The sequence below is a fragment of the Halalkalibaculum sp. DA384 genome (assembly GCF_043951955.1).
GTDB lineage: Bacteria > Bacteroidota > Rhodothermia > Balneolales > Balneolaceae > JAMQKA01.
The window spans coordinates 1-22,123 of the sequence record NZ_JBINJE010000030.1 but is presented as its reverse complement, the minus strand read 5'-3'; the positions used below and the strand labels follow the sequence as shown (position 1 = coordinate 22,123).

Below are 22,123 nucleotides of genomic sequence, written 5' to 3'. Positions count from 1 at the left end.
TTAAACGGGGTACAACTCCCTCAGAACGAGGCAAGGAGTTGAGGATTTTGCAAAGTCTTCTTGAAAACAGAATCTTAATCAAATAGACAAGAAATCATTTAAATGAAAACCGAGAAAATTAAAGGTTTGGTAGCAGCCCCCTTTACTCCCATGAATAGCAACGGGAGTATCAATGTGGACGTGATACCGGAACTGTTTGAGTTATATAAACACAATAATATAACAGGGGTATTTATCAACGGCTCCACGGGTGAAGGCCTTGAATTGACCGTTGATGAGAGAAAAGCACTTGCAGAGGCATGGGATAAAGTCGTCTCAAAAGATTTTAAACTGTTGGTGCATGTAGGGCATTCGTCGCTTGAAGAGGCAAAGACACTGGCGAGACACGCCGCAAATTGCAGTTCAGTGGCTGGAATCTCCACAGTGGGTCCCTTTTATAGAAAACCGGATTCGGTAGAACGGCTGGTGGACTTTTGCAGGGAGGTGGCGGCAGCTGCGCCCCAAACGCCGTTTTATTACTATCACATCCCATCGCTGACCGGCGTGGACCTGCCGATGTATGAGTTCCTGGAGCGGGCAGCTGAAGAAATTCCCACCCTGGCGGGAATCAAATACAGCCACAACGATTTTGTTGACTACAGCCGTTGTCTTCAATACCAGGATGGCCGTTTTGACCTGATATTTGGCAGTGATGAACTGCTCAGTTGTGGCCTGATGTTGGGGGCCGAGGGATTTATTGGCAGTACCTATAATCTATTCCCGCTGCTGTACCACCAGATCTTTAAGGCTTTTAGTGCAGGTGATATTATAGAGGTGCGAAAGCTGCAGAACAGGTCGATGAATTATGTACGCATAATAGACCGATATGGATATGCCGCGGCAGCCAAGCGGCTGATGAAGCGTCTGGGTGTAAACTGCGGACCGGCGCGACTGCCTCTGCATACGCCTACCGAGCAGCAAATGGAGGAGCTTGAACAGGTGCTGCGGCGGCAGGATTTCTTTTCCTATGCCCTGCAAAAGGTAAACGCGTAATCTTCCCTATTTTAGATATTACCCGGTTTGTTTATGGTAAGGTATCTCAGCCTGTTTCTTTTATTCTTCCTCTTGCTCCCGGTGTTCTCATCAGGACAATCCACAAACGGGGAGGATCCGCCCTTGATTCCCACCCCACAAAGAATGGAGTGCAAAACCAATGATAGCCGAATTACGGATTTTTGGGTCGATCCCGCAGCGGATTTTGCACCCCAGACAAGGCATCTGAAAAAGTTGTTGGCAGCCAGGGGGCTGAGTGAAGTAGGCAACAGCTCAGGTGCAGATCTTTCGATATCTGTTCAACAGGGTGTTGTTGAGAATCCCCACGGCTTCAGGGGAGCATACAGCGTCGAGATAAGAGGCGAAAATCATATGCGGATTGTCGCCCCCGACCCGTCCGGGGCATTCTATGCATTTCAAACGGTTCGCCAGCTTATCCGCAACAAAGGTGATCGTTCGTTTCTGAGTCGCTGTGATATCCACGACTGGCCCGCGTTCAAAAAACGGGGCTATATGGTTGATGTGGGACGCAATTTTCAATCCGTGGAACAGCTCAAACAGCAAATCGATGTAATGGCAAATTACAAGATGAATATTCTGCACCTCCATCTCACCGACAATCCCGGCTGGAGGCTGGAGAGCAAGATATACCCGGAGCTGCAGTCGGCAAGAGCTACCAGCCGAAAACCCGGCAAATACTATTCGCAGCAGGATTTTATAGAGCTGGTGGAGTACAGCGCTGAACGGAACATTACGGTAGTACCCGAGCTGGATATTCCCGGGCTCCGGCTGAAATAAAACTCAACAAGGGGTGGAATAAAATTTTATTTAAAGTTCCCCACGGTGGAACCTCATGGAAATGGATGTTCACGTTTGTTCCCGTGAGTATTGAGAACGAAAGCATACGTGAAGTAAAAGAGCTTCGTTTTTCAGTACAGCCGGGGAAATAACCGTACCCTGTATTTCGAGTTTTTTAACTTTCCGCAATGCTGAAAGGCTGCTGGTCTTCATTTCTCACGGAATAAAAATACGGGTTACGATGGAGGCAGGGAGGGGATGGAATCGATCACGCCGAAGTTTTCCAGCCCCATCCACACGAGAAACAGGACGTAAAGGATAATGAGCCAGAAGGATTCATGTCGGCTGAGGATCATGTCGGTTCTCAAAAAGCTGAACAGCACCAGGGTGGCAATAGTAAGAGCCCCCATCAGCGGGGCGGCTATGGAAAAGTTGAGCGTGGCAGCCCCTGCGATTAGAATCCCCATCGGGATGCAGACCAACAGGTCGAAAATATTGCTGCCCAGCACATTGGCCATCGATGTTATCGCGTCCCCTTTCCGCGCCTTGCGAACGCTCACAAACAGGTCGGGAATACTGGTACCGGCCGCCACCACCGATATCCCCCACAGGAAAGAGGGCGTTCCCAAAATTTCACCAAAACGGATCGCCGCCCGTACCAGCAGTTCAACTCCGCCCAAAATTACAAGCAGGCTGAGAAAAAGCCACCCCCACTGTTTGAGTGGATTGATCTCTTCAACTTCCCACGCTCGTTCATAATCCATCGTATCCTGGTACTGGATAAAGATGTAAAATCCGTACAGGATAACCGGAAAGAGGGCCAGGGTACGATTCATTTCCCCGAGAATGACGGAATCGCCGGTGGGAATGGGGAAATATATGGCCGCAAATGAAAAAGTGATCATCAGTACCGCCACTGATATGATGTAAAACTGCGCTTCTTTGTAGACCAGATCCCTGTTGGATTCAAGTGGATTTTGGGCGGCGAAACCGGAAAATGCGGGAATAATCAGGATGTTGAAGATCGCGGAACCGACGATCGCCGAGACCCCCAGCTCAAACTCCCCGTGGATCAGGGAGGAGAGAACAACCGTGGAGAGCTCGGGAAAGCTGGAACCGATCGCCACCACAACGGCTCCCTGTACAATGGCGGGAAGCTCATAATATTCCGACAATTTTTCCGCCGACTGCTCCAGCCAGTCACTTCCCTTCCATAAAATTGTCGTGGCAATAATCGATATAACGACCCAGAACAACAGGGAGAGGATCATGATGGTTGTACTGTTTGGGATTGGATTTAATTCAGCGTGTGGCGTACCGGGAATCCGCAATTTGGCCTGCTTCCGATATCTGTTTCTGAGTAGATGGCAATCTACGGCTAGTCGGGATTAAAGTACGTCACTTCAAAAAAATCATACACCATGCAAGAGCGTCATTATTATTTTGCCAAGGTATCAGTTCTTTTCGTTTTTTACCAAGATGTTTATACGTCGATGGATTTTACAACCGGCACCTGCGTATCTGCAGCCCCGAATTTATGCAAGAATTAAGTTAACGTCAGCCCGGTTTTCAGTGTTATGCTGTGCCTTTCAAGTCTTCGGTATTGGTGTTGCGCTAGTGACCGGGAGGAAGCGAAAAGAAAGATGATGAAGAAGCCCGGCCAAAAAAGTGACTATTCTTCAAATCGAGGTCTTCCTTTTGTTTTGATCCAAAAGGAACTTAAAAATCAAGAAGAATTTAACTCCTCGGGGCGGATCACACCGTCCGCTGTTCAGATGAGTCGCCCGCTCCTTGTCAGACAGAAATTCTTCCGCCCGGGGCATGATGCTACAAGTATGAAATAATATCAAAGATTTAATCTTCTTTTATGCTGTTCCAGGTATAATGCGGGTTAACAAGATTTTTCATAAAATAGTTGTGTAGGTCAACTATTGACCTTTATATTGGCCGATCTTGTAATTCTCACTAGTCCCGACTCTCATGGCACCAGACCAGATTTTATATTGTAACACAACCGGCTGCAGAACCGCTTACCTGGTAAAAGAGATACTGCGAACCCTGATCAGGCGGTTTGAAGAGGAAGAGATTGAATTGACAGTAGAGCAGTATTTCATATTGAATATTTTGGACAAGGAAGACGGGCTGATTCTTCAGGAAGTCGCAGAAATCGTTGACAGGGACAAATCAGCGGTACTCCGGCATATCGATGGACTTGAGTCAAACCACTTTATTACCCGTGTTACCGACTCCGGGGACAAGCGAAGGAAGTTGCTGCTCGTAACCAAACCCGGCCTGCAGGTCCTTGAACGGGCCCGCGCCATTGACCAGAAGTTGGACAAGGAGATGGCCGGCCAAATTAAAAATATGGAGATCGAAGCATTTGAAGAGGCTCTGTCAAGCATGTACCAATACCTGGTATCCGGAAATGATTGACAAGGTCAACGTTCAAACTATTTATCCAATAATAATCACTTCCACTTCACAAAAAATGAACTACAGATATAAAAAATTAATCAGGTCGATTTTTGCTCTTTTTGTAATCCCGATATTGGTTTCCTGTGGAAATTCCGGGCAGCCGGGACCGCAACAGGGCGGGGCGGTCGAGGGATACCCGGTGCTGGAGTTGGAGCCCCGATCCATTGAGCTCACCAGCAGCTATCCGGCCACGCTGGAGGGAAGGCAAACCGTTGAAATACGTCCCCGGGTGGCCGGGTATATAACTGAGATGCATGTGGATGAAGGGGACTGGGTAAACCAGGGTGAATTACTTTTCTCACTGAACAGCGAAGAGTATGAGCAGGAGGTCCGCTCGGCCACGGCAAACGTACAGGCGGCAGAAGCAAGCGTGCGAACCGCCGAAGACGAGGTTGAACGTCTCCGGAACCTGGTTGAAAAGGATATTGTCAGCAAGTACCAGCTGCAGTCTGCCCGGAACCAGCTCACCTCCAACCAGGCCGCGCTGGCGCAGGCGGAGGCCCGCTTGACAAATGCCCGTGTCAACCTGGAATATACCAGGGTAAAAAGTCCTGTCGACGGCATTATCGGAACCATCCCATACAGGATCGGGAGTCTGGTGAGCAGCAATATCAGTCGCCCGCTCACGGTCGTGTCGGATATTTCTGAAGTCTATGCCTATTTCTCCATGAGTGAGCGGGAACTGCTGGAGATGGCCCGTGAGGTCTCTGGCGATGAAGAGGGACGAACCATCCAGCAACAGGTACGGGAGATGCCGGATGTGAACCTGATATTGGCTGACAACTCCACATACGGGCACCAGGGCACCCTGAAGCTGGCCAGCGGGCTGATCGACAAGGAGACGGGCTCCGCTTCTTTCCGGGCTGCGTTTCCCAATCCGAGGGAAGTTCTCAGGAGCGGCGGATCAGCCAGCGTGCAGATCCCGTTCCTGCATGAGTCGGCGATTGTTATTCCCAAGAGGGCTACCTATGAAATTCAGAACAAACGTTTTGTCTTTGCGGTAACCGACAGCAATACGGTTGAAAGCACCCCGGTGTCGGTGCTCCCGATCTCTACCCCGCAGCTTTTTGTCGTGGATGAAGGGCTCTCCGCAGGGGATAAAATCGTATCCTCCGGAACCGGTCAACTAAGCGATGAAGCAGCCATTCAGCCCCGGCCCGTTAATGCTGACAGCCTGTATCAGTCACTTACAATTCGGGATCAGCAGTAAATCGGGGACGTTCCGGGAATTAGAATATTTTTAAGACGACAAGCCTATAACAATGATAAAACGCTTTATTGAACGACCGGTACTTTCTACGGTCATTTCCATTATTATCGTGATCCTCGGGTTTTTGGGATACAATGCGCTGCCGGTATCTCTTTATCCTGAAATCGCTCCGCCCACCATCCAGGTGACGGCTACCTATCCCGGTGCCAATGCGGAAACGGTACTCAACAGTGTGGTGGCTCCGCTTGAAGAACAGATAAACGGGGTTGAGGGGATGACCTACATGAGTTCAACCGCCAGCAACAACGGCCGGGCCCAGATACAGGTATTTTTTGATCTGGGGACCGACCCCGATATTGCGGCGGTAAACGTGCAGAACCGGGTGGCACAGGCTTCGAACATGCTACCTCAGGAGGTGACGCAGACCGGCGTTACTACCCAGAAACAGCAGACCAGCCGACTCCTCATATTCACCTTGTACAGCCCCGACGGAACCCACGACGGGACCTTCATCGAAAACTATGCACGCATCAACCTGATACCGAGGCTGCAGCGGGTCAATGGCGTTGGGACGGCGGATGCCTTCGGGGCCAACACCTATTCGATGCGCATCTGGATGAAGCCCGACGTGATGGCCTCGTACGACCTGGTACCCAATGATGTGATCAGGGCCCTCAATGAGCAGAGTTTTGTAGCCGCTCCCGGAGCTATCGGGGAAAACAGTGGCCAGGCGTTCCAGTATACCATGAAATACAAAGGCCGGTTTTCCACGGCAGAAGAGTATGAAGATATCATCATACGGGAGGGGGGGCAGAATGCCGAGATGCTCAGGCTGGGAGAGGTAGCTGACGTCGAGCTTGGGGCACAGACCTACAGCGTGCACAGTACCGCCAACGGAGGGCCCAGCGTGGGCATGTTTGTTTCCAAGACGGCAGGAGCCAATGCGCAGGAGGTTGTCGAAAATGTCAAGGCTGAAATTGAACAGGCCTCTGAATCTTTCCCGGAAGGGATGGAGTATACTACCGTTTTTGATGCAAACAGTTTCCTGACGGCCTCAATCAACAAGGTGTTTGTCACTTTTTTAGAGGCGTTCCTGCTCGTTTTTATCGTGGTATTTGTCTTCCTGCAGGACTGGCGATCAACGCTCATTCCGGCCATTGCCGTACCGGTTTCCATCACCGGTACCTTCTTTTTCCTGAACCTGTTTGGGTACAGCGTAAACCTGTTGACCCTGTTTGCGCTGGTGCTGGCCATCGGTATCGTGGTGGATGACGCCATAATTGTGGTTGAAATCATTCACGCAAAACTCGAGGAGGGAGCCGAATCGGGGATGAAGGCGGCCGTCGACGGAATGGATGAAATTGCCGGGGCTATCGTATCCATTACGCTGGTGATGTCGGCCATATTTGTGCCGGTTACATTTATCACCGGCTCTACCGGGGTGTTTTTCCAGCAGTTTGGAATCACGCTCGCCACGGCGATTATCATTTCCGCCGTCAACGCGCTGACACTGAGTCCGGCCTTGTGCGCGCTGGTACTCAAGCCGGAACACAAACATATCGGGGAGAACAAGACTTTTGTCGATCGTTTTGCCATCGCTTTTAACGCCGCTTTTGAGGCCGGGAAATACCGGTATAAGCAGGTTCTGGGCTTTTTTACGCGCAACTCATGGGCGGCGGTGGCCACCGTTGGAGGGGCGATCGCCCTGTTTGCCGTCCTGTTTCAGACTACGCCTACCGGGTTTGTGCCGGATGAAGACCAGGGAACGTTTTTTGCCAATGTCAGTCTGCCTCCGTCTTCTTCCCTGGAGCGCACACGGGAGGTCTTGGCAAGGGTCGACGGTATCCTCGCTGAAATGGAAGTGGTGGATTCGCGCCTGGCAATATCCGGATTCGGAATTATCAGCGGCTCCGGAAGCCAGTATGGATTTATTGTGGGGAAACTGAAGCACTGGGAGGAACGCGACCAGAGTGTGAATGACGTCATCACCGAACTCCAGCAGAGAACCTCGCATATCAATGAAGCGGATATCGCATTCTTTTCGCCCCCGGTTATCTCCGGGTTTGGGAATACGAGCGGCTTTACGGTTAATGTGCAGGATATGACAAGCGGTGAACTGGCAGAACTGGAACAGGCCACTCAAAAAGTGCAGGAGGCCCTGTTTCAACGCCCTGAAATACAGTATGCCAACTCCTATTTTCAAACAGATTATCCGCAATATATGGTCAATGTGGATGTCGCGAAGGCCCAGCGCGCCGGATTTACTGTACAATCAATTATGGATGTCATGCAGGCCTATTACGGGGGGCTGTATGTGTCCAACTTCACCCGTTTCGGAAAGCTCTACCGGGTATACGTGCAAGCGGAGCCCGAAGCCCGCGGATCCAGGGAAAGTCTTCAAAATATATCGGTTCGCAACGCGCAGGGCGCAATGGCCCCAATCAGCTCATTTGTAGACCTGGAGCGGGTTTATGGTCCCCAAAACGTGTCGCGGTTTAACCTTTTTACATCGGTAGAACTTACCGGGGCCACCAACCCGGGGTACAGTTCCGGGGATGCCATCAATGCCATTGAAGAGGTATTCGACGAGCAGATTTCCGGGGAGTACGGGTACGAGTTCTCCGGCCTGACGCGGGAAGAAAATCAGTCCAGCGGACAAGAACTGATTATTTTTGCACTCTGCCTCATATTCGTCTATTTCCTGCTCAGCGCCCAGTATGAAAGTTACCTTGTGCCCTGGGCGGTTATCCTGCCGCTACCGATCGGACTGGCGGGCTCATTTATCTTTGCCAATATTTTTGGGATCGCCAACAATATTTACCTGCAGATTTCCGCCATCATGTTGATGGGACTGCTGGCCAAAAATGCGATCCTTGTGGTCGAGTTTGCACTTCAGCGCCGCCGGAACCAAGGGATGAGCATCGTAAAAGCTGCCATTGACGGGGCCGAGGCGCGGCTGCGTCCCATTTTGATGACCTCTTTTGCCTTTATTGCAGGACTTTTGCCACTGGCGCTGGCTACCGGCATCAATGCCAACGCCAACCAGTCGATCGGGATAGGTACGGCCGGCGGCATGTTCATCGGTACCTTCATCGGCCTGCTCGTTGTTCCGGTGCTTTTTATCATATTTCAAAAGCTCCAGGAGAGAATTTCAGGTCCACCGGAGATCGTGCGTAAACGCCGAGAACAAATTATGAGCCCCTGATCATCATCAAAAACAGAGATTCAGCAATTACCATTATGTCTTTTAAGTCATTATTGAAATCTGTAGCGATCGTCAGTTTTGCTCTTTCACTGTCGTCCTGTATTGCAACAAAATCGTACGAAAAGCCCGAGCTGGACACCCAGGCGCTCTACCCCTTTGAACAGGTGGAATTGGATAGTACTACGCTGGCCGATATGCCGTGGCAAGAGGTGTTTGAGGATCCACAGCTTCAAAACCTGATCGAGGAGGCTCTCCAAAATAACCTGCAGCTTCAGGAGGCCATCCAGCAGATACGGGTGGCTGAGGCTGACTTTTACCAGGGCCGAATGAATATGCTGCCAAGTATCAGCGCCGGGGGAAGCGTATCCTACAATGAGCAATCCGACAACAGCTTGAACTTCGGGGGAAATGCGGGCAATGCCGCCATCCCCGCCAGCGAAATGTATTCTCTTTCGCTGAGTTCGAGCTGGGAGCTCGACGTGTGGGGCAAGTTGACCAGCGCAAAAAAAGCAAGTTTGTCGGCACTTCTGCAGACGGAAGCCACGCGCCGGGCGATACAAACGAGGCTTATCGCACAGGTTGCGAACGCTTATTACCGGCTCCTGGCACTGGACAAACAGCTTGAAATTACCCGTCAGACAATCAACTACCGCCGTCAGGATGTGCAAACCGTACGAAGCCTTAAGGAGAGCGGGGTCGTGACCGGCGTATCCCTGCAGCAGAGTATCGCCAACCAGTATGCCGCAGAGGTGACAGTACCGGAGCTACAGCAGCTGATAACTGAACAGGAGAATACCCTGAGTATTTTACTGGGGCGCCCCCCGGGAAAGATTGAACGCAGCAACCTGGCCGCTCAGTCGCCGCTTGACTCGCTGGATGCGGGGTTTCCCGGCCAGCTGCTCCGCAATCGCCCGGATATCATTGCGGCGGAGCACGCTTTCAGAAGTGCATTTGAATTGACCAACAGGGCACGCGCGCAGTTCTATCCCTCATTTCGGCTGACGGCCGAAGGCGGGTACCAAAGTCTGCAGACAGAAGATCTTTTTCAGCCGGGCTCAATGTTCTATAATCTTGCAGCCGGACTTACGCAGCCGCTGTTTAACAACGGGCGCAACAAAGCCGATCTTCAGCGTTCAAAGGCCCGCCAGGAGCAGGCCCTGCTTCAGTTGCGTAGTACCATACTAAATGCCGGAAGTGAAGTGTCGAGCACGATGAGCCAGTTCAGAAATGCGGAACGGAAACTTGCGTTGAACCGGCAACAACTGGAGGCCCTTGAAAATGCCGTGGACTACTCCCGGGAACTGTTACAGTATGGTGACGCCAACTATACGGAGGTACTCACGGCGCAGCAAAATTATCTGTCGGCCCAGCTTAGTCATGTCAATAACAAGCTTGAGCAGCTTACAGCCGGAGTCAGTCTATATCGCGCGCTGGGAGGGGGCTGGAATGCGGAGGATACGCTCCACCAGGAACAACCACACAACCCAAATAGGTAACAGCCCGGAGCATGCTGCCGGGTCAGGGTCAGCAAACAGGTAAGGTGAACATTTTTTTCTGTTTCGTCTGCCGGTCGTTATGGTTGATCCATGACGGGACTCAACTGGTCATAACCGCGGGATTTGTGAATTGTGAGCAATGCGGTAGGTTAACCACCTATCGTTCCCCATAGAAAAGCCGCACTTTGAACGGTGCGGCTTTTATTGCCTGGGACTTCTACAGAACCTGCTATATTGTTGGGAGGAAATTGTACTACCGACCTCGGTGATCTTTTAACGGGGGTACAACTCCCTCAGAACGAGGAATTGAGGGGTTTGCAAAGCCCTCTGCCTGATGAGGACCCATACCGGTGACCGCGTGCCAATTTAACCCGGATTATTCACAGCCCGCTGCTACGGTATCCAAATTTGAGCCATAGATGATTTTAGATATGTCAAATAATATCAATGACTTACATATATATTTTTAATATAATCGTAAATAATTCGGGTTAAGTTTGTCTTTCGGGCTGAGCTGCTGCCGGACTAAGATCTATCTCCTTATCGCGATTTCAGGAATCAATTGCGCCATATTTTGAACGACGTGACCGGGATTTTTTTATTAGATAGTAGTATTGACTATTTTGGGAACCGCTAAATCACCGCTTGAATTCAGCAATCAATATATGGAAGATTGATACATAGATAATTTTATTGGCCCGTATGGCGAATGAAACATGGGTTCTCCTTTTTTCTGCGAGTAAATTTTCCATCTCAGGGTCATAACGGCTATATATTGATTCCACTGGTTACAGGAAGAAAAATTTGAGGCGGTTTCGTGCAGCTCAATTCCTTGTTTACAATTTTCGTGTCGGGTATCTGTTGCCTGGTTTTCTGGGGCTCCACTTCTGTTACAGCACACGCGCAGGTCCGCGCTGACAGCACGGTCATCCCGGTTGATACACTTCGGCAGGATACACTGGGCGTGTTGTATCCGCCGCCGCCCGTATCCTACCCCTATCCCGACAGAATTCCCAACCTGTTTTATATACAACTGCCCGAAGAGCAGATCACCGTCGAGCGGGATTCAGCCGGTAACTATGTAAGTCAGCGCAGGCTCTTCGATATCGAGACCGGCCTGCCTTATGTGATGGACCAGCAGGAGTACGCAGGCCGCAACAGGGCGTACAGCAAAACGCAAAACTGGCAGTCGCTGGTGCAGGAGTTTGAGTCGCAGCAGACATCCGAACGGGGACTCCTGGATTTCAGTATGGATATCCCGGGAGGAGATGAATCGGCCTTCACTACTATTTTTGGGAAGCCGGAGGTCAACCTGAAAGTGAACGGTACTGCCAATATGAACCTTGGGGCTTCTATACAGCAGACGGAAAATCCCCATATCCCTGAAGATCAACAGACCCAGATCGACCCGACGTTTGATCAAAGCCTGAAGCTAAACATCCAGGGCACTATCGGGGACAAACTCTCCATCCAAACCGACTGGGACACCGAACGGGAGTTTGATTTTATGAACCGGCTGAACATCGTGTACCAGGGGTATGAAGATGAAATTATCCAGCGCCTGGAGATGGGGAATGTATCCATGGAGACCGGGAATACGCTGATCCGGGGCGGCAGCTCGCTTTTCGGGGTCAAGTCGGTAGCCCAGCTTGGAGCGCTGGAAGTCACGTCGGTACTTTCTCAGCAGGAGGGCCAGGGCAATACCCAGACGATCACCGGAGGGGCGCAGGAGCAGGAGATATCGATACGACCGGCCAATTACGAAGACGACACCCACTTTTTCCTCGATTTTTACACCCGCCAGCAATTTGAACAGAATATGTCGAATCCCCAGCAACTGGGGCAGGCGCTGCAGCTTTCGGAGGTGAAAGTATGGATGTTACGGGAATCCTCGCAGTCGTCGGAGGGAGAGCGCCAGGCGATAGCGATGGTGGACCTCGGGGTGGTGCAGAATGCGGATGGAACCTACGCGCCCCCCGACGACGAATCAGACCGCTTTGCGCAGGACTCGCTGGACCAGTACCGCGATCCGGCGGCAGGCGTATCGGCGGCAGATTTCGGGGTAGAGCCCACTGAATTTGTGGAGGGCTATTTTATCCCGTTGCAGGAGGGGTCCGACTATGAACTGAACCGCCCACTGGGGTTTATCTCTTTAAAACGCAATTTGGGATCACGACAGGCCCTGGCCATTTCGTTTAAATATCTCGATCCTGAGACGGGGCAGACCGTGTCGGTTGGGGATATCAGCCAGGGGGGAGGAAACCGTATTTTCCTGAAGCTGATTCGTCCCCAGAATGCGACAACAACAAATGCGGCGTGGGACCTGATGATGAAGAATATCTATTCGCTCGGGGTCAGCAATGTAACCCAGGACGGCTTGGAGGTAGACATCAGCTATACGGAGCAAAATCTACCGCAAAACACACTGCCCGAGCGGAACACTATTATGTTGCGCGACCTGGGACTCGATCGCGTGGATGCCCAGGGAGCGGTCAATCCCGATAACCAGATCGACTTCAGTACGGGTACGCTGGATCCGGTTTCCGGGAGTATTATTTTCCCCTACCTGGAGCCGTTCGGCTCCCGCATTGAAACGGTGCTCTCCCAAACATCGCTGGCCGAAAGTGAGATCGACCGGCTGGCATTTAGCGAGTTGTACACCGAGAAGAGGGTAAATGCCAGTCAAAATTCAAAAAACAACTTTTACAGGATCAGCGGGACCTCCAAAGGAAGCGTTTCCGACAGCTACTCCCTGGGATTTTCCCTGGTCGAGGGATCCGTCAATGTGTACGCCAACGGCCAGGAACTGCAGGAGGGAACCGACTACACCGTTGATTATTCGATCGGTAACATCACCATCCTGAATGAACGCTACCTGGCCAGGGGGCAGGAGATAAGAATTGAATATGAAAATAACCAGTTTACACAAATCGAGCGTAAGACGTTCACAGGCGTGCGTGCCGAATATGACATAAACAGCGACATTACGCTTGGAAGCACCTATTTCAGGCTGAAAGAACGGCCGCTGCAGGATAAAATTCGTATCGGGGATGCCCCTATCAACAACTCGGTGATCGGTTTTGACGCCAACGCCCGCTTCGACATGCCGTGGATGACCCGGGCCATCGACCGGGTGCCCCTGCTGCAGACCAGAACGGCCTCCAGCTTTTCACTGAGTGGAGAGTTTGCCCAGCTTCGGCCGGATGTGGTACAGACCAACGCGGTCAGTGACGCCATTGATGACAATGAGCTGTTCCAGGATGAAGAAAACGGGCTGGTGTTCGTGGATGATTTTGAAGGCACGGATATCAGCCTCAGCTTCATGCGTCCCTCGCGCTGGAACCTGGCGGCCGCACCTGCTGCGATACCGGGATACGCCCCCGATGACCCCTACTTTGGAGAGAATCCACCGGTGTCACCCAATGTGACGCTAAACGAAAAAATTGCCCGTTCGGACCTGCGTGCCCAGTTCGGATGGTATACGATTCCCCAAAATATTGAGGATATCCTGGGATCGGTGGAGCGCACCCCGGAATCGCAGCAGGTGCAGGTGACGGATGTTTTTCCCAACCGCGATGTCCTGAGCGAAGAAAACTTCATCAGTACGCTGGATGTGTACTACGACCCGACTGAGCGGGGGCCCTATAATTACAACAGCGATATAAAGAATGTGACCGAAAACGAACCGGAGCGAATGTGGGGGGGCATGACCACCACGCTGCCCTCCGGCCAGGAAGATCTTACGCAAAACAATATCGAATTCCTGGAGTTCTGGGTACAGTCTCTGTTGCCCGGCGGGCGGGATCCAAACGCGCCCGATCTCGACGACTACGAAGGCACGATCTATATTGATATCGGCGTGGTCTCGGAAGATGTGGTTCCCAACTTCAAATCCAACAGCGAGGATGGACTGGCCAAACGGCCGGATGACCTGCAGGAGGATATTCTGGGAGGCCAGGCCCGTTCCTATATCCCGATACCGCAACCCGCCCCGGAAGGGCAGTTTTCCAATGAAAACAGGGAGCTGGAGGATGTTGGGCTGGACGGGGCTCCCAACACGCAGGGCATTCAACGAAAAAACGAGCAACAGCTGTTCAGCGGCTACCTGGAGGAGATGAGAGCCCTGTACGGGGCTAATTCCCCTGAATACCAGCAGATTCGCCAGGATCCCTCAAACGACGATTACGTCTACTACGGGCAGGATGAGGTGGCAGACGAGCCGCTGCACGCCCGCTTTCACCGGATGTATGGTTATCATGAAGGCAATACCCCGCTCAACAGCGAGGATGACAAGCGTGCGGTCACCAATCGCCCGGATGCAGAGGGACTGATTACCCCCTCCATCGTGGAGCAGAATAACGCCTATTTTCAATATGAGATTCAGTGGAATCCGGCCGATTTTGACGAGCTGGAGGTCGGAAATCCGGAAAACTATATCGTGGACAAGGTGCCTGGCTCCAACCAGCAAAACCGTTGGTACCAGGTGCGAATTCCCCTGAAAGATTATATCCGAAAAGTGGGAGATATAGAAAACTTTCAGAATATATCCTATATCCGAGTCTGGTTTTCAGGTTATGAGAAGCCGTTTACAGTGCGGTTTGCCACTTTTGAGCTGGTTGGCAGCCAGTGGAGGCCCGCCGACAACGTGGACCAGGAGGAAAATACACAGGGCGAGCTGCGAATTTCATCGGTCAATATCGAGGAAAACAGCCGTCGCCGTCCGGTCCCCTACCGGATCCCCAATGGGGCGATCCGTTCAAAAAACAGGAGTCAGCAGCGGCAGACGGTAGCCAACGAGCAGTCCATTGTGTTGCAAGCCGAGAATCTGGGACCCGAAGAGGTGAAGATGGTCAAACGGGTGTATCCCGGGGGACTCAACATGATAAACTATTCAAATCTTAGGATGTTTGTGCATGGGGAAGGGTATGAAAACCGGGAAGATGCCGAGCTTGTCATGCGTTTTGGAACGGACCTGGTGAACAACTATTACGAGTATCGACAGCCGATTACACCCACCGGCGACTCATTTCCATTCTCGGAAAAGCCGCTCTCGGAACTGACCGACGCCGAGCGGGAACAGGAGGCGGAGGCGGTTTGGCTGAGTGATCAGAATAGCGTAAATATTGTGCTGCGCGCATTCAACGAGCTGAAGCAGATCCGGGATCAACAGGGAATAGACCCGACTACCGTTTTCGAACGCCCGGACTTGCTCCGGGATGCGCCGCCCGGGGCCGAGGTAGCTATCAAGGGGAATCCCTCGCTAGACAGGGTCGGGGAGATCGGGATGGGTATCCGTAACCCGTTCGATCCGGAAAATCCGGACAGGGGCACCCCCTCGCTGGATGCGGAAGTATGGCTGAATGAGCTGCGTGTATCCGGCTTCGACAACCGCAGGGGGTGGGCCGCCAACGCCAAGGCGGAGCTGCAGCTGGCAGATCTCGCCACCGTAAACGCCAACGTCAACCGGGAGACCGACGGTTTTGGATCGCTCAACTCCAGGCTCGGGCAGCGGCGCGTTTCTGATGTACTGGCGTACGATCTCAATTCCACCTTCAATCTACATAAATTTATTCCCGAGCGCTTTGGGTGGAGCATACCGCTCACGCTTTCTACCCGCCGGTCCACAAGTACGCCCCGGTTTTTGCCCAACCAGGGTGATATTCGCCTGTCGGAGTTTGAGCAGGCGGTTGAAAACAGGAATGACATTGGTGACGAGCAAAAACAGTCGATTATAGACCAGAAAATTCGCGAGAGCCAGAGCGTGATGGAAAGCTACTCGTTTAATCTTTCAAATGTGACCAAGCGTGAATCAGCATCTAAGCTGGCCCAATATACGCTTGACAAGACCAATCTCAACTTTGTGTATAATACGACCGACCGGCGCAACCCAGAGTATCGCTTTCAGAACAACTGGAACTACAACGGTTCGATCCGGTATAACCTGAATTTCAGCCAGACAAAACTGGTTCAGCCGTTCGGTTTTCTTCAGGAGGTACCGCTGTTCCAGGCCCTTTCCGGGTTACGCCTGGGATACACGCCCTCTTCCATCAATGCTTCCGCGGGCATAGATCGCACTTATGATGAACGTAAACGCCGGGTGCTCGAGGGGCAACAGGAGATTCCGCTGCAGCAGAGTCACAATTTTTCCTATAACACCAATTTTGGATTGGGATATAACCTGACCCCTTCAATACGAACCTCGTTTCAGTCTCGAACCGTGTTTGACTTGTCATCCGCCGGAACGACCCCGCGCATCAGTAGCAATCCTGCTGACAGCAGTGTTTTTGACGTGAGACCTACCTTTGATGTTTTTGAGGACTTGGTTTTTGATACGCTAAAATCTCGCCGCAGCAACTATGAAGAGGCCTATACAGCGGCCTGGCAGCCGAGGCTGAATGCGATAAAGGCGTTGAGCTGGGTCAACTATTCAGCAAACTACAACGGGGGATACCAGTGGAGAAACAGCCCTCAGGGTTCGAACCTTGGATCGACACTGACCAACAACCTGAGCGTAACGCAAAACCTGGACCTGGATCTTCGCAGCCTGCTGGGTCGGATGGGATGGTTCCAGGCGCTACAGCAGCAGAATGGGCCTCCAAGGCAGCAGCAGCCGGATGCTGAAGACGGAGAGAATGAACTGCCGCTCGGGGTAATTCTTAAGAAAGGTGCACGGGCACTCCTGAGCTTCCAGTCCCTTGACATCTCGTTCAACAACACCAAGCGGTCTCAACAGGCCGGGTACAGCGGGGAGTCGCAAATTTACTACATGCTTAACAGCGACGGCGAGCGTTTTTCACCTCCCTTTTCATACAGGACCGGCTGGACCGACCGTATCGGGTCCGACCAGCTGGTAAGCAATCCCGGTGGCGGCCAGTCTATCCAGATTCCTTCAAACAAAAACTACACCGATGATATCACCGTAGGCACCCGTCTGACACCGTTCGAAAACTTTACCATCGATCTGACCTGGAGTACCAAGTGGGATGTGACCAGCACCCGAACGTTGACGTTGCAGCCCAACGAATCTTCCACCTCGGTTCGCAGCAGAAATGGAAATATCAATTCCAGCGTATGGGCGTTTGGAGAAGGGTACGGTGCATTGTTCCGGGAGCAGCTGGAGCGCGCCTTCGAGGATATCAACAACCAAAATAACATTATTGCCGACAGCACCGGGAACTCGGACGGCAGTACCGTATTGGGCAAGATTTCGCTGCAGGAGGATTTTCGGCGAGCTTACCTTGGCATGGGAACCGGCGCCGTTGGGGATCGCGGTTTTACCCCGTTTCCCAAGCCGGGCTGGCGCGTAGTGTGGTCCGGGTTTGAAAATATTATTCCGGTCGTGGGTGAGGCGATGTCAAGAGCCACGCTGAACCACAGCTACAGCGGGCAGTACCGGCTTGGATGGGCCCTCAATTCAGATGAAGGGGCGCTGCAGCCGCTCTCACTCGGAGTCTACTCTATCCGGGGATACCTTCCGGAATTTGAGCCGACCTCAATCACGGTGGAGAAGACGTTCAGTCCCCTGATTGGATTCAATATCACATGGAATTCAAACCTTAGAACCAACCTGCAGTACGACTGGAGCAAAATTACCAGCCTGGCCCTTTCCAACACCACTGTTACCGAACGGTTCTCGAGAGGGTTTCAATTTTCATTCAGCTATACGGTGCGCAACTTTAAAATTCCGTTTCTCTCCCGGTTGGAAAATGCCGTTGATTTTACCCTGAACACCAGTTACCTGGAAGATACCGAGCAAAAGCTGGTACTGAACTCCGACCTGGACAATGCGCTGCAGGCCGACTATAACAATATTGTCAAAGACACCGACAGTTACGATTTCCAGCCGGGCCCCATTACCGGGCAATCCCGGATAAATGGCTCGGCGATCATCGGCTACCAATTTTCACAGACTATCCAGGCGAATTTCGAATACACATACAGCCGCCTGATTCCAAAATCAACCGGGGTTTATGCGCGTACCGACCACGACATCCGGTTTAATGTTGTGGTGTCAATCCGGTCAAACTAAGAGCGGTTTTGCCGCAAAGATTTATTTTTGCAGCGACTCTGAACTGCATCTTTAATGATTGGCAAGCAGAAACTGAACTTAACCCGATAAAGCGATAATGGAGGCGCCCCATTGAAATGATTGGCGGTGCTAATCGGTTATCACCATAGACAATGGAAAACATAAATTTCAGATCGTATTCAATGGACGAATTACAGCGAGAAGTATCGACACTTGGTGAGCTTAAAGAAAGTGGGTGGGAATCGGTTTCCGTAAAGGAGGAGATCCGGAGGAATCTCATTGCGAAGATAAAAGAGGGGGAGACGTTGTTTCCCGGCATCATCGGGTATGAGAAGTCGGTGATTCCCCAGATTCAGCACGCCCTCATGGCCAAGCACGATCTCATTTTGCTGGGACTTCGTGGGCAGGCAAAAACCAGGATTTTGCGGATGCTTGTCAACTTCCTGGATGAGTATATGCCGATCGTCAAGGGTTCAGAGATTAATGACGATCCGTTCAACCCGGTCTCCAAATATGCCCGTGAGCGTATTGAGGTGGAGGGTGATGCCACGCCGATCGCGTGGGTCCACCGCAGCAACCGGTACGGGGAGAAGCTGGCCACGCCCGACACTACGGTCGCTGACCTGATCGGGGATATCGACCCGATCAAAGCCGCGACCAAAAAGCTGACGCTGGCCGATGAGAATGTGATCAACTTCGGACTGATACCGAGAACCAACCGCGGTATTTTTGCCATTAACGAGCTTTCCGACCTGCAGCCGCGCATACAGGTGGCGCTGCTGAATATTATGCAGGAGCGGGATATCCAGATTCGGGGTTTTAACGTGCGCATTCCGCTGGATGTGGGGATGGTATTTTCCGCCAATCCGGAAGATTATACCAGCCGGGGCAACATCATTACCCCGTTGAAAGACCGTATTGATTCACAGGTTTTGACCCACTACCCGCGCGAACTGGAAACCGGCATGAAAATCACCGAGCAGGAAGCGTGGCGATCGCGCAACGGCAATGTAGCGGTACAAATTCCCGAAATTATCAAGGAGATACTCGAACAGGTCGCCTTCGAAGCGCGTGAATCCGAATATATCGACCAGAAAAGCGGTGTTTCCACGCGGATGACGATTACGGCGATGGAGCAGTTGGTTTCATCGGCCGAGCGGAGAGCCCTCATAAACGGGGAGACTCAGACTCAGGCCCGCATCACCGACCTGTACCATATTGTACCGGCACTGACCGGCAAGATGGAGCTTGTCTACGAGGGAGAACAGGAGGGGGCGATCAACGTTGCCAAGCATATTATCGGCAAGGCGATCAAGAAGACGTTTGCCCGTCATTTCCCCGACCCGCAGCAACAGAAGAAAAAGGATGAGGATGAAAAGAATGTGTATAAGCAGATCCTGGACTGGTTTGCTTCCGGCAACGAGCTGGAGCTGGCGGACGACCTGAGAGCGGAAAAATATGAGGAAGCATTGAAAGGGGTCGACGGGCTGCCGGAATTTATCAGTAAATATGGCGGAAAGGCGCCGGGCAACGACTCATTTGTGCTGATGGATTTGACGATAGAGGCTCTGCATCAAAATTCCATGCTGGGCAAAGAGGATCTCGATGATCACCGTTCCTATTCCGATATGCTGGGCAGTATGCTGGGATCGATGGGGGACTTTGATGATTTCGAGGATTTCGACAGCTAGCCTGCATTTCTCACGATAATGTAGGCAAAAATTATGTACCCTGATAGCATGCAGTATCTAATATTATATGTGTTACCGAACTTTTTATTTGACAGGGTGTAAAGCGCCGGGAGATTTGCCCTTCAGCTGCGTCAAAGGGAAAATTACGTGCTTAAGGTACAACGGTACGTCTGTACGGCCATTACCCCTTTGACTTGCTGAAGAACAAATTTCCTGGTAAGGTAAATTCAGGCTAGAACTTCGTTTCGAAAGCAAGCGTAACGCGTTTACCGGTTTAAAAGTAACTCTGCTTCCATAAACAGGAGTTTGCATGGATTGCCAAGGAAGCCGTGAAGGCCCATTTACAGCTAAACTAAAAGAATTCCTCCCTGGAGAAGGAGGAATTCCCCGTTTTAATAAATTAGGAGGATGCCTTGGAACAAGGCGCTAACCGGTAAATGCGTTACGTGTAACTGTGGATAGTGACTTATCCATCTCCTTTTTTCCGTAGCCGGTGAAACTGGTGATCGATGGTCTACTGATTGGCTACCGATTCATCAATGCGAAAGGTTTTTGACGCCAGAACAGTCCCCGAAGAGTCCAGGATATCGACACTCCACTGGCCGGTCCAGTTCTCCAGAATGAATTTTGAGCTCCACGTTCGCCATTGGGATCCGTTGACCGGAAGCTCAACGCGGGCTTTTTCCTGGTCTTCGTAGTACCAGACATGCGTGATGGTAGTTGAATTTTCAGCGCCGTTAACCTGGGTGAAGCAGTAAACCCGCTCCACGGTATTTGAAAAAACCGAATCCGCATCCACAATATTTCTGTTCTCCACTCCAGTCCCGAACTGGATGCTCTCTACCGATAAATTTTGTCCCTCAACCAACAGTGCAGTACAAAAGACGACAAGAAATGTTAAGACAGTTTTTTTCATAGTTTGACCCCGATAAAACGTTTTTTATGATTTGAATTTTACAAGAAACTGCTGGAACCCCTTACTCCATTGAATCCCCTTGCTGTTGAAGAATGTAGCCAGGGAACGTTCGATTTTTGAAATCGTAACAGGTTATCAGCACTCTCTTGTTTATGTAAAATGATTTTTCAGCGATTTTGTTTCCAAAACCACCTTGATGATCAACAGTCAGCGCAAACTTAACCTTTAGAAAGCATTCCTAAAACCGAATTCCTGGTAAAAATTCATTAATTTTAATGCTGGGGCCAATATTTTGGATGCTTTTTATTATAAACTGCGGTTTTAAATTCGTTCAGGCTTTAATCCTGCACAAAAACCCTTGATGAGGAATTCGAAGGTTCCTGGCAGCCGTGAATGGCAGGATTATTCCCGGTATGTCTCAATAACGGCTTATCCATATAAAAATGAGAATGAGCAAATTAGCCAGGGTACCCGCCTTGGCATCCTGCCAGTACATGAAAATAAGTACTTGTGAGATGGCAACAGCCAGTAGCGTAATGATCCACCACCACTCTGTTTTCAGCAGATATGCCACTCCCGAGGAAAGCATAAGGATACAGGTGAACAACCAGAGTAGTCCTGAGGATTGGGATATGGGCAGGGTCAGCTGTTCGATCTCCGCAAGCTGAAACGCCTTGACAAATCCCATCAGGTGAATGAGTCCGTGCAGAAAAAGTATTACCAAAAATATGATTCGCATGATGGAAAAAGTTAGTTCCGGGATTGTGTTTGACCCTCCATGCTTTCGAGCAGGGAAAATCCCAAAGAGCTGATGCGTCCTGCGTGTTTGTGTCCTGATGAAATATTGGATAAGACCACTGCTCCTTTTTTGCCATCCGGATGGAGAACCAGCATTGATCGATAACCGCCGGTACCGCCACTGTGCCAGTACAACTGCTTTGTATCCTGGTTGCGGATGAACCAGCCCAGCGCCATATCCCGATCTTTATCTACAGTGAAGGTTTTTTGTTGCTGCAGCTGTAGGGACTCGTTACTGGAATTAATGTTGGCCTGGATAAACCTAGCCAGATCCTCAGCTGTAGAGACGATAGCCCCGGCGCCCGGGATGGCGCCCAGGTCCCAGTTGGAGGTCGGGTTCCCTCTTTTGTTGAGTCCGGTTACCAGCCTGTCTTTAATCAATTCTCGTCGTGTTGTGGAGTGCTGCATTCCCAGCGGATTGAACACTCTTTGCTGAAGCATTTCTTCATAGGACTGATCCTCAATTTGCGTCA

13 protein-coding genes are annotated in these 22,123 nt (G+C 51.2%); 9 read left to right on the top strand and 4 right to left on the bottom strand.

The window, feature by feature from the left end:
• The first annotated feature begins 102 nt into the window (after positions 1–102).
• Together ACG2E4_RS14655 and ACG2E4_RS14650 are read left to right on the top strand one after the other, a co-directional pair.
• Positions 103–1,032, top strand: coding sequence for a dihydrodipicolinate synthase family protein (locus ACG2E4_RS14655; protein ID WP_395277002.1), 930 nt, complete (start codon positions 103–105; stop codon positions 1,030–1,032).
• A gap of 33 nt (positions 1,033–1,065) precedes the next feature.
• Positions 1,066–1,830 carry a family 20 glycosylhydrolase gene (locus ACG2E4_RS14650; protein WP_395277001.1) on the top strand — a complete coding sequence of 255 codons (765 nt, stop codon included), beginning with the start codon at positions 1,066–1,068 and terminating at the stop codon, positions 1,828–1,830.
• A 236-nt stretch (positions 1,831–2,066) separates the two neighbouring features.
• Here the strand turns inward: ACG2E4_RS14650 and ACG2E4_RS14645 are convergent, their stop codons facing one another.
• The gene (locus tag ACG2E4_RS14645; protein ID WP_395277000.1) at positions 2,067–3,101 is read right to left on the bottom strand and encodes a sodium:calcium antiporter; all 1,035 of its coding nucleotides are present in this window, start codon (positions 3,099–3,101) and stop codon (positions 2,067–2,069) included.
• A 372-nt stretch (positions 3,102–3,473) separates the two neighbouring features.
• Here ACG2E4_RS14645 and ACG2E4_RS14640 point away from each other — a divergent pair, with 372 nt between their 5' ends.
• The 7 genes from ACG2E4_RS14640 to ACG2E4_RS14610 all read left to right on the top strand — a co-directional run bounded on the left by ACG2E4_RS14640 (position 3,474) and on the right by ACG2E4_RS14610 (position 19,936).
• Entirely contained in the window at positions 3,474–3,674 is a 201-nt protein-coding gene (locus tag ACG2E4_RS14640) for a hypothetical protein (protein ID WP_395276999.1), read from the top strand.
• Between the two features lie 136 nt (positions 3,675–3,810).
• On the top strand, positions 3,811–4,263 hold the full coding sequence (locus ACG2E4_RS14635) for a MarR family winged helix-turn-helix transcriptional regulator (RefSeq protein ID WP_395276998.1): 453 nt from the start codon (positions 3,811–3,813) through the stop codon (positions 4,261–4,263).
• Positions 4,264–4,318: 55 nt separating this feature from the next.
• A complete protein-coding gene (locus tag ACG2E4_RS14630; protein WP_395260888.1) occupies positions 4,319–5,515 on the top strand; it encodes an efflux RND transporter periplasmic adaptor subunit in 1,197 nt (398 codons plus the stop codon).
• Positions 5,516–5,567: 52 nt separating this feature from the next.
• Positions 5,568–8,720 (top strand): efflux RND transporter permease subunit, encoded by a 3,153-nt coding sequence (locus ACG2E4_RS14625; protein WP_395276997.1) that lies wholly within the window; start codon positions 5,568–5,570, stop codon positions 8,718–8,720.
• Positions 8,721–8,755: 35 nt separating this feature from the next.
• A complete protein-coding gene (locus ACG2E4_RS14620; RefSeq protein ID WP_395276996.1) occupies positions 8,756–10,216 on the top strand; it encodes an efflux transporter outer membrane subunit in 1,461 nt (486 codons plus the stop codon).
• An 832-nt stretch (positions 10,217–11,048) separates the two neighbouring features.
• Positions 11,049–18,245, top strand: coding sequence for a cell surface protein SprA (gene sprA / locus ACG2E4_RS14615; protein ID WP_395276995.1), 7,197 nt, complete (start codon positions 11,049–11,051; stop codon positions 18,243–18,245).
• A 182-nt stretch (positions 18,246–18,427) separates the two neighbouring features.
• Positions 18,428–19,936 (top strand): sigma 54-interacting transcriptional regulator, encoded by a 1,509-nt coding sequence (locus tag ACG2E4_RS14610; protein WP_395260894.1) that lies wholly within the window; start codon positions 18,428–18,430, stop codon positions 19,934–19,936.
• Positions 19,937–20,450: 514 nt separating this feature from the next.
• Here the strand turns inward: ACG2E4_RS14610 and ACG2E4_RS14605 are convergent.
• From ACG2E4_RS14605 to ACG2E4_RS14595, 3 genes are all read right to left on the bottom strand, one after another.
• Positions 20,451–20,852: a DUF2914 domain-containing protein gene (locus ACG2E4_RS14605; protein WP_395260896.1), complete on the bottom strand. Its 402-nt coding sequence runs from the start codon at positions 20,850–20,852 to the stop codon at positions 20,451–20,453.
• Between the two features lie 418 nt (positions 20,853–21,270).
• Positions 21,271–21,591 (bottom strand): hypothetical protein, encoded by a 321-nt coding sequence (locus tag ACG2E4_RS14600; protein WP_395260898.1) that lies wholly within the window; start codon positions 21,589–21,591, stop codon positions 21,271–21,273.
• Between the two features lie 11 nt (positions 21,592–21,602).
• The coding region (locus ACG2E4_RS14595; protein WP_395276994.1) for a serine hydrolase domain-containing protein at positions 21,603–22,123 on the bottom strand (521 nt) is incomplete at its 5' end.

What these genes read in the sequence shown, in the direction of transcription:
- ACG2E4_RS14655 (WP_395277002.1), top strand. Translation starts at nt 103, where the DNA reads ATGAAAACCGAGAAAATTAAAGGTTTGGTAGCAGCCCCCTTTACTCCC.
- ACG2E4_RS14650 (WP_395277001.1), top strand. Translation starts at nt 1,066, where the DNA reads ATGGTAAGGTATCTCAGCCTGTTTCTTTTATTCTTCCTCTTGCTCCCG.
- ACG2E4_RS14645 (WP_395277000.1), bottom strand. Translation starts at nt 3,101, where the DNA reads ATGATCCTCTCCCTGTTGTTCTGGGTCGTTATATCGATTATTGCCACG.
- ACG2E4_RS14640 (WP_395276999.1), top strand. Translation starts at nt 3,474, where the DNA reads ATGATGAAGAAGCCCGGCCAAAAAAGTGACTATTCTTCAAATCGAGGT.
- ACG2E4_RS14635 (WP_395276998.1), top strand. Translation starts at nt 3,811, where the DNA reads ATGGCACCAGACCAGATTTTATATTGTAACACAACCGGCTGCAGAACC.
- ACG2E4_RS14630 (WP_395260888.1), top strand. Translation starts at nt 4,319, where the DNA reads ATGAACTACAGATATAAAAAATTAATCAGGTCGATTTTTGCTCTTTTT.
- ACG2E4_RS14625 (WP_395276997.1), top strand. Translation starts at nt 5,568, where the DNA reads ATGATAAAACGCTTTATTGAACGACCGGTACTTTCTACGGTCATTTCC.
- ACG2E4_RS14620 (WP_395276996.1), top strand. Translation starts at nt 8,756, where the DNA reads ATGTCTTTTAAGTCATTATTGAAATCTGTAGCGATCGTCAGTTTTGCT.
- ACG2E4_RS14610 (WP_395260894.1), top strand. Translation starts at nt 18,428, where the DNA reads ATGGACGAATTACAGCGAGAAGTATCGACACTTGGTGAGCTTAAAGAA.
- ACG2E4_RS14605 (WP_395260896.1), bottom strand. Translation starts at nt 20,852, where the DNA reads ATGAAAAAAACTGTCTTAACATTTCTTGTCGTCTTTTGTACTGCACTG.
- ACG2E4_RS14600 (WP_395260898.1), bottom strand. Translation starts at nt 21,591, where the DNA reads ATGCGAATCATATTTTTGGTAATACTTTTTCTGCACGGACTCATTCAC.